The sequence below is a fragment of the Kitasatospora indigofera genome (assembly GCF_014655955.1).
Taxonomy (GTDB): Bacteria; Actinomycetota; Actinomycetes; order Streptomycetales; family Streptomycetaceae; genus Kitasatospora; species Kitasatospora indigofera.
The window spans coordinates 43,850-60,981 of the sequence record NZ_BNBO01000011.1; the positions used below are offsets into that span (position 1 = coordinate 43,850).

Genomic DNA, 17,132 nt, shown 5'->3' on the forward strand with positions numbered 1-17,132 from the left:
CCGGGGTGGGGGAGCGGTCGCTCCTGCTGAATACAGCATGCACTAAGTTGAGTCTATTCCGCTCAACTTTCGGGTGAACAGTTCGGACCGGCGGCCGGGGACGGGCATCGCGGCCTCAGCCGGTCCGCCGGGTCAGCCCCAGCAGCTCCCGGGCCGGGCCGGACGGCCGCTGCCCGGCCGGCCAGACCGCGCGCAGCGGACGCCGCAGGTCCAGCCCCGCCACCAGCGGGACCTCCACCAGCCGGCGGGTCGCCAGCTCCTCCACCACCGCCAGCTCGCTCAGGCAGACCGGCCCGGCGCCGGTCATCGCGGCCGCCTTCAGCGCCGTCGACGAGGCCAGCTCCATCAGCGGCCGGGCCGCGCCGCCGTACGGCTCCAGCGCCATCTCCAGCACCTCCCGGGTGCCCGAGCCCGGCTCGCGGAGCACCAGCGCGGTCGCCGCCAGCTCGGGGCCGGTCAGCGGCGCGCGGCGGCGGGCCCACGGATGGTCGGGGGCGACCACCACGACCAGCCGGTCGGCCGCCACCACCGTGCCGGACAGGCCGGCGGCCGTGGTCGGGCCCTCGACGAAGCCGAGGTCCGCCTCGCCGGCCAGGACGTGCCCGGCGACGTCCGCGGAGTTCGCCGTCCGCAGCGTCACCGAGGTCTGCGGGCTGACCCCGTGCAGCGCCAGCAGCCAGCCGGGCATCAGGTACTCGGCCACGGTCAGGCTGGCCACCACCCGCAGCCGGGCGTCCCGGTTCTCGCGCAGCGCGTCGATCCCGGCGTCCAGCGCCTGGGCCGCCTCGACCACGTTGCGGGCCCACTCGACCACCAGCCGGCCGGCCCCGGTCGGCTTCGACCCCCGCGGCGAGCGCTCCAGCAGCGCCACCCCGATCTGCCGTTCCATGCCCTTGATCCGGGCGCTGGCGGTCGGCTGGCTCACGCCCAGCTCGGCCGCCGCCCGCCCGACACTGCCCAGTCGCGCGACCGCGAGCAGCAGCTCCAGTGCGCCCAGCTCGGGGACGTGCGAGGAGAGAGGCATAGGCCCAGGCTATGCGCTCATAGGAGCGCGGGCGCTACCGGCGCGACCACGCCCCGGGCACGGTGGTGCCATGGCCACCCTCACCCTCACCCGCCCGCTCACCGGCCACGGCCGCGCTCCCGCCCTGGCCGGACTCGGCCCGCACTGGTACGCCGCCGTGATGGGGACCGCCATCGTGGCGAACGGCGCGGCCGCGCTGCCCGTCCGCCCGCCCGGCCTGACCGGCTTCGGCGAGATCCTCTGGGGGCTGTCGGCCGCCGCCCTGCTCGCCCTGGTGGTGGCGCGCGCCGTCCACCTCACCCGGCACCGCGCCACCGCCCGGGCCGGCCTCTTCGACAACCCGGCCACCGCCGTCTTCTACGGCTGCCCGCCGATGGCCCTGCTCGCGGTCGGGTACGCGACGCTGGCCTTCGGCCCGCGGGTGATCGGCACCGGCCCGGCACTGGCCGTCGACGCCGTGCTGTGGACGGCGGGCACCGGGTACGCGCTGGCCGTCGCGGCCGGCATCCCCTACCTGATGATCACCCGGCACCGGCTCGCCGCCCAGGACGCCAACCCCACCTGGCTGCTGCCGGTGGTGGCGCCGCTGGTCGCCGCCGCCACCGGGCCCGCGCTCGTCCCGTACCTGCCGGCCGGCGGCTGGCGGACGGCCATGCTGCAGGGCTGCTACGCGCTGCTCGGCGCCGGCCTGCTGGCCACCCTGGCGCTGCTGCCCGTGGTGATCACCGGGCTGCTGCACAGCAAGCCGCTCGCGCCCGCCCTCACCCCCGCGCTGTTCCTGGTGCTCGGGCCGCTCGGGCAGTCCACCACCGCGACCGGCCAGCTGGCCGACGCCGCCGGGCCGGCCGCCCCGGCGCTGGCGCCCGCCGCACTGGTGCTGTCCGAGCTGTACGGCGTCGCGGTGATGGGCGTCGCGATGCTCTGGCTGCTGGTCGCCGCGGCCGCCAACCTGCGGGCCTGGCGGGCCGGGATGCCGTTCGCGATGACCTGGTGGGCCTTCACCTTCCCGGTCGGGACGTGCGTCACCGGCGCGGCCGGCCTCGCCCGGCACACCGGCTTCGCGGGCTTCGCCGGTCTGGCCGTGGCGCTGTACCTGCTGCTGCTCGCGGCCTGGGCGGTCGCGGCCGTCCGCACGGTCGGCGGGCTGGCCGGCGGCCGGCTGCTGCGGGCCTGAACGGCGGCCAGGCTGCGGGGCGGGGCCGGTGCGACCGGCCCGCGCCGCGTACCCGGCGGCCCCGCCCCGGCGGCGGTTCAGGCGTCGAAGTCGGTGCCCCGGCTGACCGGCTCCCAGGCCAGCAGCTCCGCGCGGGCCGCGTCGGCGTTCGCCAGGATCGCGTCGGTCGCGTCGTTGCCCAGCACCAGCCGCAGCGGGGTCCGCTCGGCCGCCAGCGCGGTCAGGATCGCCGCCGCGGCCTTGGCCGGGTCGCCGGGCTGCTTGCCGTCGCTCTGCGGCAGCAGCTCGCGGACCTGGCCGACCGTCTCCCGGTACGCGTCGACGGCGGCCGACTCCAGCAGCGCCCCGCCGCCCGCGAAGCCCGTCCGGAACGAGCCGGGCTCCACGATCATGACCTTCACGCCGAACGGGGCCACCTCCAGCGCCAGCGCCTCCGACAGCCCCTCCAGGGCGAACTTGGTGGCCGAGTAGGCGCCGACCCCGGCGAACGAGAACCGCCCGCCCATGCTGCTCACCTGCACCACCGCGCCGGACCGCTGCCGCCGCATGGCCGGCAGCACCGCCCGGGTGAGCGCCGCCGGGCCGAAGAAGTGCAGGTCCATCAAGTCCCGCAGCTCGCGGTCGGTGTTCTCCTCGACCGCGCCGATCAGGCCGCGCCCGGCGTTGTTGACCAGGACGTCGATCCGCCCGTACCAGAGCAGCACCTCGGCCACCACGGCGGTGATCCGCGCCTGGTCGGTGACGTCCAGGGCGACCGGCACCACCCGGTCGGGATGCCTGTCGGCGAGGTCCTTGAGCGCCTCCGGGCGGCGGACCGCCGCCACCACGGTGTCGCCGGCCGCGAGGGCGGCCTCGGCCAGTGCCAGGCCGAAGCCCGAGGAGGCCCCGGTGATCAGCCAGACCCGGCCGGCCGCCGTGCGGGTGGCGCCCTGGTGAGTGTTCGTCATGTCCTGCTCCTTCGTCCGCTGTTGACGGATCCAGTGAGCCATCGCGCGGTGTCCGTCGTCCAAGACAGAGCTTCCGCCGCCCGATAGAGGCTGCTTATCATCGCTGCGTGGAGCTCCGGCAACTGCGCTACCTCGTCGAGATCGCCGATCAGGGCAACCTGGGCCGGGCCGCGGAACGGCTCTTCGTGAGCCAGCCGGCCCTCTCCTACGCGCTCCGGAACCTGGAGTCCGAGCTGGGCCTGCGGCTGTTCGAGCGGCACTCCGGCGGCGTGAACGCCACCGCCGCCGGGCTGGACGTGGTGGCCGAGGCCCGCCGGACGCTGCGCCAGGCCGACCGGGTGACGGCCGCCGCCGAGCGCCACCTGCGCGGCGAGACCGGGGTGCTGCGGGTCGGCTTCGAGGCCAGCGGCGCGGGGGAGCTGACCACCCGGGCGCGGGCCGAGTTCGCCCGCCGCCACCCCGGGGTCCGGGTGACGCCCAAGCGCTTCGACTGGAGCGAGGAGGCCGCGGCGCTGCGCGACGGCCGGGTCGACGTCGCCTTCGTCTGGCTGCCCGCGGACCTCACCGGCCTGCACGCCGAGTTGGTGCACTCCGAGCCCCGGGTGGTCGGCCTGCCGGCCCGCCACCCGCTGGCCGGCCGGGCGGGCGTGGGCGTCATGGAGGTCAACGACGAGCCGCTGATGTGGACCGAGCGGGCGCCCCGCGAGTGGGTCGACTGGTGGGCCGTGAACCCCCGGCCGGACGGGTCGGCCCCGCGCTGGGGGCCGACCAACGACAACGTCGAGGAGATGCTGGAGCAGGTGGCCGACGGCGCCGCCATCTGCTTCGCGCCGGCCAGCATGGCCCGGTACTACGGCCGTCCCGATCTCCGCTGGGTGCCGCTCACCGACGCGGAGCCGCTGCGGGTGGTGCTCGCCTGGGTGGCCGGCGCCGACAACCCGCTGGTGCGGGGCTTCGCCGAGGTGGTCCGGGAACTGGCCGCCCGGGCCTGAGGCCCGGGCGTCACCGGATGCCGCCGGGGCGGGAGTTGGCCGGAAGGCGGAATTCCGGGAATCAGGTCACCCAACGTGCCCGATGGGCTACGATCCGTGAGTCATGATCTTGTCGTGCCCCGGCGACCCGGCCGGGCGCGGCGGCGGAGCGGCCCGGCCGGGCCCGCCACCGTCCGGCCGCACGTCCGCGGCGACCGGCCCGGCCGCGTCCTCCCCCGTCGAAAGCCCCGAAGTTGACGCCTGTCCTGCTGCCCTCCGGCGGCCGGGTCGAACCCCGCGCCCACGGGCCGCTCACCCCTGAACTCCTGCGCTGCCGCGACCGGCTGGCCCGCAGGGTGGCCGCCCGGGTGGGCCCGGACGGCCTGCTCCGGGCGCCTTGCGAGAGCCGGGTGCTGGAGTCCGCGCTGGCGCTGTGGCTGCTCACCGCCGAGGGGGCCGCCCCACGGGCCCGCCGGCGGCTCGTCCGGTACCTTCGGGACGCCCTGGACGACAGTCCGCCGGACGCCGTCCAGCGCGCGCTGGGCCGGGCCGCCCTCGGCCTCGCCGGTGCCGCCGGTGCGGGCCGCGCCGACCGGGCGGCCGCCCGGGCCCCCGACGCCGTCGACCGCGTCACGGCGGACCACGTCGCGGTGGACCACCTGACGGCCGACCGCGTCACGGCGGACCACCTGATGGCCGACCACTTCACGGCCGGCCGCAAGCGGCTGATGTTCGGCATCCTGCTGGCCGAACTCGGCGTCGGGGAGTTCCCCCGGGTGCGGCCCGAGGCCTACGACATGCGCGGCCAGCAGAGCTGGCTCCAGCTGGAGATGACCTCGCTCAAGATCATGGCGGCGTACGGCACCGGCGCCCCCGGACTGGTCACCGCCGCGGACTGGGCCGTCCTCGCGCCCGCCGTCCGGCCCGGGCCGGCCTGGGAGTGCAACAACCTGGCCCGGCTGCTCGGGCTGCTGGCCCTGCGCAAGCACCCGGCCCACCGGCGGGCCGTCCGCCGCGTCCTGGTGGACGTGCTGGCCGGGCTGCGCACCGACGGCGGACTCCCGTTCATCACCGGCATGGGTCTCTTCGCCACCGCCACCGCCGGGCTCGCCCTCGTCCGCTGCGGGTACGCGGGGCCGCTGGTCGACCGGATGGCCGAGGCCCTCGCCGGCCGGCAGAACCCCGACGGCGGGTTCGGCTTCCACCCGGGCGTGACGCAGAGCGACGTGGACGACACCTCGTACGCCGTCGAGTTCCTGCGCGGCTCCGGCGCCGCCCGGCACCGCGGGCGGATCGGCGCGGCCGAGCGCTACCTGCTGGACCGGCGCAACCCCGACGGCGGCTTCCCCACCTACGCCCGCGGCATCCCCTCGGAGATCGCGATGACCGCCGGGGCCGTCAACGCGCTGGCCCCGAACCCGGCGCACCGCGCGGTGGTCGAGCACGGCGTGCGCTTCATCGCGGCCGGCCAGCGGCCGGACGGCGGCTTCGGACGCGGCTGGAGCCGCAACGCCTCCAACGCGGTCTTCCGGGCGGTGCTGGCCTGCGACGCCGTCCGGGCGGGCGCCGCCCCCGCCGCCCGCCCGGAGCTCGACCTGGTCAGGCGGCGCGCGGTCGGCCACCTGGTCGCGACCGGCAACGCCGACGGCGGCTGGGGCCACCGGCCCGGCGACCCGAGCGACCCGATCAGCACGGCGTACGCGGTGATCGCCCTGGCCGGCTCGGCGGAGCACGGCCCGCTGCTGGGCCGGGCCGTCCGGCTGCTCACCGACCGCCAGCAGGCGGACGGCGGCTACCTCAGCCGCCCCGACCAGGCCGGGCCCCGCCCGCTGCTCTACGACGTCCCGGCGCTGGCGGACGTCAGCGTGCTGCTCGGCCTGGCCCACGTCCCCGCCGGGCCGGCCCGGCGGTGACCGGCCGGCCACGCGCCCGCCCGGGGCGCCACCGGGGGCCTGGGCCAATTCGCTCCGATTGGCCCTGGACGGCCCGGCCGGGGGTTCCGAGGATGGCGTCATGACCACACTTCCCCCGGAGCGGCACCCCGAGAGCAGGACCGTCCACCCGCCGGCCGCCGAGGTGGCCGGCAGCCGGCCGCTCGGCGTGCCGATCCACCAGGGCCACGTGTTCGCCTTCGACGACCCGGACGCCCTGGCCGCGGCCTTCACGGACCCGGCCGGCGCCTTCCTCTACGGCCGGATGGGCAACCCCACCGTCCGGACCCTGGAACGCGCGGTCGCCGACCTGGAGGGCGGCGCGGCCGCCCTCGCCGCCGCCTCCGGGATGGGCGCGATCAACTCCGTGCTGCTCGCGCTGCTGCGCTCCGGAGACCACGTGATCGCCCAGCGCAGCCTCTACGGCGGCACCATGGCGATGCTCGGCGACCTGGCCGGGCGCTGGGGCGTGCAGGTCACCCACGTCGGCGGCGACAGCGCCGAGGAGGTCCGGCAGGCGCTGCGCCCGAACACCCGCCTGCTCTACCTGGAGACCATCTCCAACCCGATGACCCGGGTCTCGGACCTGCCCGCGCTGACCGCCGTCGCCCGGGAGGCGGGCGTGCTCAGCGTCGTCGACAACACCTTCGCCACCCCGCTGCTCTGCCGTCCGCTCGACCACGGCGCCGACATCGTCGTCCACTCCGCCACCAAGTACCTCGGCGGTCACAGCGACGTGCTCGGCGGCGTGGCCGTGTTCGCCTCCGCCGAGCTGCACGCCAAGGTCTGGCACCACGCCTCGGAGCTGGGCGCCTCGGCCGACCCGTTCACCGCCTGGCTCACCCTGCGCGGCATGCAGACCCTCGCGCTGCGGGTCCGGCGGCACTGCGACAACGCCCTCGCGCTGGCCACCCGGCTGGCCGCCCACCCGGCGGTGGCCGCCGTGCACTACCCGGGGCTGCCCCAGCACCCGGACCACGTCCTGGCCGGCCGGCTGCTGGACGGCGGCCACGGCGGCATGCTCGCCTTCGAGCACGCCGGCGGCCGGGCGGCCGGCCACGCCTTCGCCGGGGCCGTCCGGCTCGCGGCCCTGGCGCCCTCGCTCGGCGGGGTGCACACGCTCGTCATGCACCCCGCGAGCACCTCGCACCGCCAGCTGGACGACGAGCAGCTGCGGGCGGCGGGCATCGGCGCCGGGACGATCCGCGTCACCGTCGGCATCGAGCACCCGGACGACCTGTGGGCGGACCTCGACCAGGCGCTCGCCGAAGCGGGCTGACCAGGGCGGGCCGACCAGGGCGGGCCGACCAGGGCGGGAGCGGCCCGGGCCGGGGGCCGGGCCGCTCCGTCAAGCGGCGGCGGCACCGCACAAATAGGATGAACCTGCGATTCGCCGGGTGACCGGCAGGGCCGGGCCTCCGGCCGCCGCGCGGTCACCCGCACCGGGGAGTGTCCCGGGTACGGTCGCACCCGCGGTGACCGGCCGCGGGCCCGTGACCCAAGCCCCTGGGAGGGTCGATGACCCGACGCCGGCCCGCCAGCGCCGACGACCTGCTGACCGAACTCGGGCGCCTCACAGCACAGGCCCTGGAGCGCGCCGAGCTGCAGCAGGCCCGGGTGGAACTCGCCCAGGCCCTGCAACGCGAGCTGCTCCCCGGCGCCCTGCCGGAGCTGCCCGGCCTGCGCACCGCGGCCCGCTACGCGCCCGCCCGCAACGGCCTGGACATCGGCGGCGACTGGTACGACGGGTTCCGGCTGCCGGACGGCGCGCTCGGCTTCTCGATCGGCGACGTCCAGGGCCACGACGTCGAGGCGGCCGCCTTCATGGGGCAGGTCAGGGTGGGCCTGCGGGCGGTGGCCGGCATCTCGGCCGACCCGGGGGAGGTGCTGGCCCGGGCCAACGAACTGCTGCTCTCGATGGACTGCACGCTCTTCGCCACCTGCAGCTTCCTGCGCTTCGACCCGGTCAGCTGGGAGCTGTCGGACTCCCGGGCCGGCCACGTGCCCGCGGTCTGGGCCACCACCGACGGCCGCAGCGGCGTCACCCAGGACGAGGGCGGACTGCCGATCGGGATCCTGCCCGGCGAGGAGTACCCGGTGACCCGGCGCCGGCTGCCGGTGCCGGGCGCCTTCGTCCTGGTGACCGACGGGGTGGTGGAGGGGCCCTCGTTCCCGATCGAGGCCGGCCTGGAGGAGGTCACCCGGGTGGTCCAGGAGGGCGTCGGCAGCGGTTCCGCGGACGGCGGCGCCCCCGACCCCGGCGAGCTGGCCACCGAGATCATCAAGGTCGCCGACCTCACCGGCCACACGGACGACGCCGCCGTCCTGGTGCTGTGCCACGACGAGCGGGACCGCGAGCCGTAGGCCGTCCCCGGCCCTGCCCGTGGCCCGTTCCGCCCCCCGCTTCCCGGGCCGGCCGGCGGAAGACGCCCCGCAGCGCGTGTCACGGGCCGGTGCCGGGCCGGCGGCGTTGTCTGATGGCTTCTGTGGTGCGCAACGAGGAATTCCGGCGTCTCACCGCAGCGGGCCTGCGGATCCTCGCCGTCGCGGCCGCCTGGTTGGTGGCCGGCCGGATCGGACTGCTGCAACAGGTGGTCGTCGGGGGCGCCAAGGTCGCGCCGCTCTGGCCGCCCACCGGCATCGCCCTGACCTGCCTGCTGATCCTCGGCCTGCGGGTCTGGCCGGGCATCGCGATCGGCACCCTGCTGGTCATCGCCACGATCGGGCCGGTGAACGGCGCCTCCGTCGCGATCGCCGCCGGGAACAGCCTCGCCGTGGTCTGCTCCTGCCTGATGCTCCGCCGGGTGGGGTTCCGGATCGAGCTGGACCGGCTGCGGGACGGCGTCGCCCTGGTCTTCCTCGGCGCGCTGGCCGGGATGCTGATCAGCGCGACCGTGGGCAGCCTCGCGCTGATGCTGGTCGGCTCGCTGCCGGCCAGCGGGTTCTGCGCGACCTGGTCGGCCTGGTGGGCCGGCGACGCGATGGGCGTCCTGGTCATCACGCCGTTGCTGCTCGCGGCCTACACCTTCCGCCGGCCGGCCGCGATACGGCCCCACCAGTGGATCGAGCCGCCGCTGCTGGTGATGGTCACCACGGCGGTGGCGCTGGCCGGCACCCGCAGCACCCTGCACCTGCTCTTCCTGGTCTTCCCGCTGCTCATGTGGGCGGCGCTGCGCTACCAGCTGACGGCCGCGGCGCCCTGCGTGCTGGCCGTCTCGGTGGTCGCCGTCCGGGCCGCCGTCGACGACGTCGGACCGTTCGCCGGCCACAGCACGCTCGCGGTCATGTTCACGCTGCAGGCCCTCAACGGCGCGGCGGCGCTGACCGCGCTGCTGCTGTCGGCGCTGATCGCCGAGCAGCGGAACACCTACTCCAGGATCGAACAGGCCTGCGTCGCGCTGGCCGAGGTGGTGGCCCGGCTGGCCCCGGGCGAGGACGCCCACCGCCGGCCGCCGGCCGAGGACGCCCACCGCCGGCCGCCGGCCGAGGACGAGGACCACCCCGGCGGGCGCTGACCGGGCCGGCGGCCCGGTCGGCGTCCGCCGCGGGCCCGGCGCCCGCGCCCGCGGCGGCCGGACGCCGCGGGCCCCGCCCGTCCGGACGGGGTTCAGCCGTCCAGCAGACGTCCGTCCCGCAGCCGGATCTGCTCGTCGCAGTCGTCGGCCAGTCCCGGGTCGTGGGTGGCGATCACCATCGTCATGCCCCGCTCGGCCCGCAGGTTCAGCAGCAGTTCCACCACCGCGGCGCCGGTCCGGCTGTCGAGGTTGCCGGTCGGCTCGTCCGCGAGCAGCAGCGCCGGGTCGTTGATCAGGGCCCGGGCGATCGCCACCCGCTGCTGCTGCCCGCCCGACAGCTTCGACGGCAGGGCGGCCTCCCGCCCGCCGAGCCCCACCACCTCCAGCAGCTCGCGGGCCCGGGCGCGCTTGTCGAAGTCGGTCCGGACGGGCAGCACCGGCGCGATCACGTTGTCCAGCGCGGACAGCGCCGGCAGCAGGTGGAAGCGCTGGAACACGATGCCGATGCCGCGCCGGTAGGCGGCCAGCCGGCGGCGGGACAGAGCGGTGATCTCGGCGTCGCCGACATGGATCGAGCCGCTGTCCGGACGCTCGATCGCGCCCAGCATGTGCAGCAGCGTCGACTTGCCGGAGCCGGACGGACCGGTCAGCGAGACCGCCCGGCCGGGCTCGATCCGCACGCTCACCCCGTCGACGGCGGCCAGGCTCTGGTCCGCGCCGGTCCGGAAGGACTTCCGCACGTCCAGCGCCCGTACGGCGGCCCCGGAGCCAGTGGGTGTGTCGGTCAAGGGTCAGTCCTCCGTGAGCAGTTGGCCGATGGGGGTGCGGCGCAGCAGAGCGGCGGGCACGAGTGAGGCGACGATCGTCGTCAGTACGCCGCCGGCCGCCACGGCGGCCGCCGTCGCCACGATCCCGGCGGGCAGGGCGCCGGCCAGCGTCGCGGTCGCGGCGGCCCCGGCGGCGGCTCCGGCCAGCGCGCCCAGCAGGCCCATCAGCGCGCCCTCGGTGACGACCAGCCGGCCGAGTTCGCGGTCGTCCCAGCCGGCGGCGCAGAGCGCGGCGAGTTCGGCGGCCCGCTCGCGGATGCCGAGGTAGAGCACGTCGGCCACCGCGAGGGCGCCGAGCAGCACGACCGTCGCCACGGCCACGTAGTCGATGCCGCGGACCTGGAACGACACCGCCTGCCCGAGCAGCGACCCGACCAGGGCGTTGCGGAAGGTCCAGGTGACGCCGATCAGGACGGTCAGCGCACAGGTGCCGATGGCGACGCTCAGCGCGCCGAGCAGGCTGCGCCCGGGGGTCCGGCGGACGTTGCTCGCGGCCAGTCCGGAGATGCCGCGGGCCCGGCTGACCCGGTGCGCGTCCGACACGGCCGGGCGGACGGCCGCGGCGGGCGCCGTCCGGGCGGCGCGCAGGGCCGGGACGGCGCCGGCGAGCAGGGCCAGCAGGACGGCCCCCGGTACCGCGGCCGCCGCGCGGGCCAGGGTGATCTTCAGGCCGAAGAGCACCGACACCGGCCAGGACAGCGCCGCGCCGGCCAGTCCGGCCAGCAGTCCGAGCAGGGCGACCTCCCCCAGCAGGGTGGCCAGCACCCGGCCGGGCGACCAGCCCAGGCAGGCCAGCACGCCCAGTTCGGTGCGCCGGGAGCGGACGGCGGCGCCCACCGAGTTGGTGACGAACAGCGCGCACACGGCGAGGATCAGGACGAACAGGGTGAGGCTCTTGCGGTCCAGCGCGTCCAGCACGGTGAAGGCGACCCCGAGCTTGGCCCAGTTCTGCTGGACGGTCAGCTCCGGCCGGCCCAGGCGGCCGGCGTCGAGCGCGATGGTGGTGGGATGCGGCGAGGAGCCGTACGTGACGTCCACGTGCAGGCCGGTGCGGTCCTGGATCTGCTGGGCGATCAGCCGCACCCGCTCGCGGCTGACCGCGTCCGTGCCGGTGATCCCGGAGACCCGGACCCGGACCGAGCTGATCGGGTCGGCGGCGTGCAGGTCGCCCTGGAAGGCGCCCCGGGTCAGTGCGGGCAGCGCGTCCAGGGTGGTGAGCAGCTGCGGCGGCTGGCTGAGCAGGCCGCCGAGGCTGCCGTCGGGCTGCAGGGCCTTGCCGCCGAGCGCGGCGGTGGAGGCGGCGTCCGCGGGCGTGGTGGTCGGCGGGTCGTAGGCGCCGAGCGGGACGGCCGTGAGCGGGTTGGTCGCGGGCAGCTTCGCGGCGTCGAAGACGCCGACGGCCTCCGGCACGGGGACGGTCAGCCGGCCGGGCTCGGACTGCGGGACGGCCAGGTGCTTGGCGACCGGCCGCAGCGGTGTCTCGGCGTTGCTCGGCGGCACCTTGAGCCAGGGCGAGTTCGGCACCCCGGAGGCCCAGGTGGAGTCCGGGTTCTGCGCGGCGGTGGGCCGCAGCACGCCGCCCGGCCCCTCGGTGAAGGTCAGCGGGCCGGTCGTCCAGGTGGCGGCCAGCGAGTTCAGGGAGGCCGGGGTGCCTGCGGAGATCCCGCCGAGCAGCTGCCCGTAGGCCTCCTCGGCGGTGACCGTCCGGGTGGTGACCGGCTGCCCGGCCAGTGCGCCGAGGGCCGCGGTGCCGAGCTGCGCCGGGGTGCGGCCGTCCGTCCCGGACAGGCGCTGCACCGCTACGTCGACGGTCTGGTCGAGGCTGCTCCGGGCCGCCGCCAGCACCGGGAAGGTCGGCTGCGGGACGGTGGTGGCGGTGGTGTCGGTGGCGGTCCCCACGGCGGCGGGCACCTGGCGGGTACCGGCACCCTGGTGGTCGGCCAGGTACCGGCCGGAGACGACGGCGCCGTCCAGGCCGTCCAGCCGGGCCTCGGAGGCCGGGTCGATCGCGCCGATCAGCATCGGCACCCGGATGTTGACCTTGTACCCGACCGGGCCGGAGGCCGGCCGGGTGCTGATGGTCTCGCCGTTGACCACCGAGCGGGAGCCCTTGGTGGAGTCGCAGCCGATCCGGTCCGGGGTGTCGAAGGGGCCGGCCGGCGGCGGCGCCTCGACCGGGCAGGCCGCGACCTGGGCACCGGAGGGGAGCTCCTCCATCACGGGCCCGGGGCCGCTCTGGCCGCCCTGGTTCTCGACCAGCTGGTTGCGGGTGACGTACTGGTAGGTGACGGCCGGCGGGGTCCGGCTGAGGCCCTGGTCGGTGGCGGTGGTGGTGGTGATCCTGAAGACGGCGCCGTCCTGTCCGGCCGGGATCTGCGCGGCCAGGTCGACCGGCACCGAGGCGCTCGCCATGACGTAGCCGACCATGGCCATCGGCGCCGCCACGTCCACGCCCGGTATCCGCTGGATCCGCTGCCACTGCTCCAGGCTGATCCCGCCGAAGATCCCGGACAGGAAGCCGGCCTGCACCACGCCCTGGGCGCGCTCGGCCTCGGACTGGGCGCCGTTCGGCCGGACCAGGATGTCGTACGCCGACCGGTAGTTGCTGTCCACCGTCCGGCGGACCTGCAGCTCCTGCGTCCGGGCCGCGCCGGTGAGCACGGTGAACGCGGACGTGGCGACCGCGATTCCGGACATCAGGGCGACGGCCCTGCCGAGCCGGTGCCGCAGTTGGGACCGCACCATCACGAGCAAGTCGACCACCTCATCGCGCGTACCACTTCCGTCAGCCTCGGGGCCGGATGCCGTCGAGGACGATTCCGACGACGCTCTGCGTGGGGAGCAGGCCCCAGAGCCGGGAGTCGGTGCTGAAGCCGGGGTTGTCCCCGAGCAGGACGAGCCGCCCGGGCGGGACCACGTCCCCGGCGGCGGCCCCGGCGGCCTCGCGGACCTCCGGCGGGACGGGCTCCCCGGCCACCGCCGCGACCCGCTTCACCAGCAGCGGCCGGCCGCCGGGCGGTCGTCCGGTCCGGGCCGGCCGGCCGTCCGTGGCCATGGCCGGCGGGGTCACCACGACGATCCGGCCGGTCCGCAGCCGGGCCAGCCCGGGCCGGACGAAGAGCACGCGCTGCCCGTGCCGCAGGGCCGGCGTCATGCTCGGTCCGGAGACCAGCAGGACGGACACCGACAGCCGGAGCAGCACCAGCAGGGCCGCGAGCAGCGCCGCGGCCCCCAGGAGCAGGTGGAGCAGGTTCACTTCGGTTTCCTCCTTCCGTCCGGCGGGCCCGGTCGGTGCTTCCCGGAGCGGGCCCGGATGTGGTTCGCTCCCGGTCCGGCCCGGCCTAGACCCGGCCCGGCCTAGACCCGGCCCGGCCTAGACCCGGCCCGGCACGCCCGGTGCGGCCAGTTGGTAGCCCTCCGCCTGCAGGGTGAACAGTCCGGCGTAGTCGCCGGCCCGCGCCATCAGCTCGTCGTGGGTGCCCAGTTCGCTCACCCGGCCGCCCTTCAGCACGATGATGCGGTCCGCGTCCCGGACCGAGCTCAGCCGGTGCGAGATCACCACGCTCGTCGCGCCGCGCCGCAACTCCCTCAGGCTGTCGTGGAGTTCCTTCTCGGCGGCCGCGTCCAGGCCGGCGCTCGGCTCGTCCAGGATCAGCAGGTCCGCGTCCCGGCGCATGAACGCCCGTGCGACGGCGACCCGTTGCCACTCGCCGCCGGACAACGACCGGCCCGAGCGGCCGGCGCCGCCCTGCTCCGGCTCCGGGACGAAGATCCGGCTCAGCAGCGTCCGGTAGCCGGCCTCCATGGCGGCGATCCGCCCGTGCACCCCCGCCGCCTTCGCGGCCGCGGTCACCGGCTCCGGGTCGTCCAGCCGGGAGACCAGGCCGAGGCCGATGTTCTCGCCGGCCGTGAGGTCGTACCGGCAGTAGTCCTGGAAGACCACCCCGATCCGCTCCCGGAGCTGCTCGGGGGTGAACTCCCGGATGTCCAGGCCGTCCCAGAGGATCCGGCCCCGGGTCGGGTCGTACAGCCGGCAGAGCAGCTTCACCAGGGTGCTCTTGCCCGCGCCGTTCAGGCCGACCAGCGCGGTCGTGCCGCCGACCGGGATGGTCAGGTCGACGCCCTTCAGCACCCAGGGCGAGGCGTCGTCGTAGCGGAACCAGACGTCCTGCAACGTGATGCCGGGGCCGGGCGGGGGAGGGGTCGCCGGCACCGGCGGACGGGAGAGGTCCGGCGGGACGAGCTGCAGGCCGCGGTAGAACCCGAAGGTGATCGACGCCTGGTAGGCGGCGCTGCCGGTGCCGGCCAACTGCGCGACACCGGCCTGGATCCCGGCCGTCGCGGCGAGGAACACCGACACGTCGCCGATCGACAGCGCACCGGCGCGTGCGGTGTGCACCGCCCAGGCCAGGCCGGCGCCGTGGACGGCGACCCCCAGCAGCGAGGGCGGCAGCCGCCGGAGCAGGTTGCCCAGGTCGGTGCGGCGCTCGGCCGCGGAGGCGGCGCGCAGTTCGGCCCCGGCCCGGTCCTTGAAGAAGTCCTGCAGCCCGAAGAGCCGGATCTCCTTCACCGCGTCGACGTCGGTCAGCAGGCTGCCGTAGAACATCTGCCGCCGGTTGCGCGGCATGTTGTCCTGCAGCACCGCGGCGCGCCGCCGCCCGGCGGCCAGCTGGGTGCCGAAGAGCGGCAGCGCCATCAGCACCGTGACCACGCCCAGGACGGGGTTGAGCACGAACACCGTGGCCAGGAACCCGGTGAGGGTCACCAGCGCCTGCAGGCTGCTCACCGCCGAGCCGATCAGCAGCTCGGGGGCGGAGGCGCCGGCCTGCTGGGCGAGCCGCAACTCGTCCTGGAACCGCGGGTCCTCGAAGTGGCGCAGGCCGGGCAGCCGGTTGACGCCGTCGAACAGCTCGTCCTGCACCCGCAGCCGGATCGCCCGGCTGTTCTGGGCCCGGAGGTACTCGATCACCGACGGGACCAGCGACAGCCCGAGGCTCGCCGCTACCAGCAGCGCGGTGACCCGCACCAGTACGCCGGTGGAGCGCAGTTGGGTGATCGCGTCGAACAACTCGCGGACCAGGAAGGCGATCAGGGCCGGCAGCAGGCCGGCGACCACGCTGGCCAGCGCGTAGCAGGTGATGGTCCGGGGGCCCGACCGCCAGGCGAGCCCGGCGGCGGCCCGCGCCGAGCCGAGCGCCCGCAGGCCGGTGCCGGGCGCGGTGTACGCCCCGGTCACGGCGCCGGGGACGGCGTCGGGACGGCGAGTTCGGAGACCTGGCCGCGGTCCGTGATCCTGCCTTCGGCGTCCACGTTCAGGTAGCTCGGCCACCGGACGATCCCGAAGGCCGCCGAGGGCCCCGCGTGGCCGGCCGGCTCGGTCACCACCCGGGCGACCGGGCTCAGCAGCCCGACCAGCTCCGCCTCCGCGGCGCCGCCGCCCTTGACGAACGCCAGCACCTGCGCGCGGCCGCCGGGAATGTCCCGCACCAGGCGGGCGAACTCCGGGGCCTGCTCGCGGCACGGCAGGCAGGTGGTCGAAAAGAATCCGACAATCGCCTCCCCGCGCAGATCGTCCCGGCTGATCGGGCCGTCCGCGTGGGTGTGCGCGGTGAATTCGGGCAGCGGGGATCCGTCCGGCAGGCTGTTCGCCGGCGGCTCGTTGCCGGACGTCGTGGTGCCGGACGACCGGCGGGCCACGGCGAGCGTCAGGACCAAATTGAAGACGGACAGGCAGGCAATCAGGACGACAGCGGCAACAAGCATGATGACGGGGCCTCGCTTCGGCGCTCGCTAATGAGTGTGCACAAGGAGTGCGGCAACGGGGGGAGAAGGCGGAGCGGTGGAAGGGCGGGGAAACTCAGGAGGAGCTTCGGGGAGTCGCCTTCGAAGGGCTGGAAAAGACATCGGCAAGAACATCGGTGGCAATGATGAGAATGCTGGTGCAGGCGGCGGCGAAAATACTGAGGAGTGCTTCCGGGAAATGTGCTGAATAAGCGGATCCGGGGCCGCCGGCGAGCGCGGTGGCGCAGCCGGCCGCGGCCACCGCGAAGAGCAGGCAATTGCGGACGACATGGGCCGTTCCGACCGGTGTCGCGGACACGCCGAAACACGAGCAGGCGGTGTCGATCCGGCGCCGGATCACCGAGACCAGGACGGCGGTGAACACCGCGGTCAGACCCGCCGCCAGGGCGTACGCCCAGGGCGCGGCCGCCGGCACCCAGACCGCCGCCGCCAGCGCGGCCTCCAGCAGCGGCACGGCCAGGACGATCCGCCCGGTCAACCGCTCCGGCGCGACGCGCATCTCCCGCACCGCGGCCGCGAACTCCTGCGGGGCCCGGGCCTTGCCCACCGCGGAGGCCGCGAAAACGATGGTCACGACGGAGCGGAAGGCCAGTTCCAGGTACTCGTTCATGAATTCCCCCAAAAGACGGTGCCGTGTTCCTGCCGCCACCCGTCGGTGGCGGCAGGAACACGGCCCGCTCGACCGAGGCGCGCGCCGGCCGTCAGGTCGGGCGGCGGGCGGTGCGGGCGGCTTCGGAAACGCCGTCCCGCCGGTGCCCGGAACCGGACATGATCACGGTGATCAGCAGGCGCCGTACACGTAGGTGTAGGTGCACGACGGGGCCACCGCGCAGTTCCACGAGCAGCAGAACTTGGTGACGAGAGTGTCACCCACGCAGTAGGTGGAGCTGCCCGCCGGGCAGGCACAGTAAGCCTCGGCGGTTTCCTTGCGCAGCACTCGC

14 protein-coding genes are annotated in these 17,132 nt (G+C 75.8%); 6 read left to right on the forward strand and 8 right to left on the reverse strand.

Annotated elements, in window-relative coordinates; genetic code table 11:
* Positions 1-115: 115 nt before the first annotated feature.
* Positions 116-1,024: a LysR family transcriptional regulator gene (locus IE329_RS12740; protein ID WP_190210955.1), complete on the reverse strand. Its 909-nt coding sequence runs from the start codon at positions 1,022-1,024 to the stop codon at positions 116-118.
* Between the two features lie 70 nt (positions 1,025-1,094).
* Between IE329_RS12740 and IE329_RS12745 the strand changes: the two genes are divergently transcribed.
* Positions 1,095-2,198 (forward strand): SLAC1 family transporter, encoded by a 1,104-nt coding sequence (locus IE329_RS12745; RefSeq protein WP_190210956.1) that lies wholly within the window; start codon positions 1,095-1,097, stop codon positions 2,196-2,198.
* A gap of 77 nt (positions 2,199-2,275) precedes the next feature.
* Here IE329_RS12745 and IE329_RS12750 read toward each other — a convergent pair whose 3' ends face one another.
* Positions 2,276-3,145, reverse strand: coding sequence for an oxidoreductase (locus IE329_RS12750; RefSeq protein WP_190210957.1), 870 nt, complete (start codon positions 3,143-3,145; stop codon positions 2,276-2,278).
* A gap of 107 nt (positions 3,146-3,252) precedes the next feature.
* On the opposite strand from IE329_RS12750, the gene IE329_RS12755 reads away from it, so the two are divergent.
* The 5 genes from IE329_RS12755 to IE329_RS12775 all read left to right on the forward strand — a co-directional run bounded on the left by IE329_RS12755 (position 3,253) and on the right by IE329_RS12775 (position 9,562).
* A complete protein-coding gene (locus IE329_RS12755) occupies positions 3,253-4,137 on the forward strand; it encodes a LysR family transcriptional regulator (protein ID WP_190210958.1) in 885 nt (294 codons plus the stop codon).
* Between the two features lie 233 nt (positions 4,138-4,370).
* Positions 4,371-6,029, forward strand: coding sequence for a prenyltransferase/squalene oxidase repeat-containing protein (locus tag IE329_RS12760; RefSeq protein WP_229927387.1), 1,659 nt, complete (start codon positions 4,371-4,373; stop codon positions 6,027-6,029).
* Positions 6,030-6,129: 100 nt separating this feature from the next.
* The gene (locus IE329_RS12765) at positions 6,130-7,326 is read left to right on the forward strand and encodes a trans-sulfuration enzyme family protein (protein ID WP_190210959.1); all 1,197 of its coding nucleotides are present in this window, start codon (positions 6,130-6,132) and stop codon (positions 7,324-7,326) included.
* Between the two features lie 239 nt (positions 7,327-7,565).
* Positions 7,566-8,411, forward strand: coding sequence for a PP2C family protein-serine/threonine phosphatase (locus IE329_RS12770; protein ID WP_190210960.1), 846 nt, complete (start codon positions 7,566-7,568; stop codon positions 8,409-8,411).
* Positions 8,412-8,533: 122 nt separating this feature from the next.
* A complete protein-coding gene (locus IE329_RS12775) occupies positions 8,534-9,562 on the forward strand; it encodes an MASE1 domain-containing protein (RefSeq protein ID WP_373311172.1) in 1,029 nt (342 codons plus the stop codon).
* A 92-nt stretch (positions 9,563-9,654) separates the two neighbouring features.
* Here the strand turns inward: IE329_RS12775 and IE329_RS12780 are convergent, their stop codons facing one another.
* The 6 genes from IE329_RS12780 to IE329_RS12805 all read right to left on the reverse strand — a co-directional run bounded on the left by IE329_RS12780 (position 9,655) and on the right by IE329_RS12805 (position 16,801).
* A complete protein-coding gene (locus IE329_RS12780; RefSeq protein ID WP_190210962.1) occupies positions 9,655-10,350 on the reverse strand; it encodes an ABC transporter ATP-binding protein in 696 nt (231 codons plus the stop codon).
* A gap of 3 nt (positions 10,351-10,353) precedes the next feature.
* Complete coding sequence (locus IE329_RS12785) at positions 10,354-13,152, reverse strand: FtsX-like permease family protein (protein ID WP_190210963.1); 2,799 nt, start codon at positions 13,150-13,152, stop codon at positions 10,354-10,356.
* Between the two features lie 22 nt (positions 13,153-13,174).
* Positions 13,175-13,645, reverse strand: a complete 471-nt coding sequence (locus IE329_RS12790) for a S26 family signal peptidase (protein WP_229927388.1) — start codon at positions 13,643-13,645, stop codon at positions 13,175-13,177.
* A 117-nt stretch (positions 13,646-13,762) separates the two neighbouring features.
* Entirely contained in the window at positions 13,763-15,625 is a 1,863-nt protein-coding gene (locus tag IE329_RS12795; protein WP_229927389.1) for an ABC transporter ATP-binding protein, read from the reverse strand.
* On the reverse strand, positions 15,622-16,152 hold the full coding sequence (locus tag IE329_RS12800; RefSeq protein ID WP_190210964.1) for a TlpA family protein disulfide reductase: 531 nt from the start codon (positions 16,150-16,152) through the stop codon (positions 15,622-15,624). The genes IE329_RS12795 and IE329_RS12800 overlap by 4 nt, the downstream gene beginning before the upstream one ends.
* 94 nt (positions 16,153-16,246) lie before the next feature.
* Positions 16,247-16,801: a MauE/DoxX family redox-associated membrane protein gene (locus tag IE329_RS12805; protein WP_190210965.1), complete on the reverse strand. Its 555-nt coding sequence runs from the start codon at positions 16,799-16,801 to the stop codon at positions 16,247-16,249.
* Between the last annotated feature and the right edge of the window lie 331 nt (positions 16,802-17,132).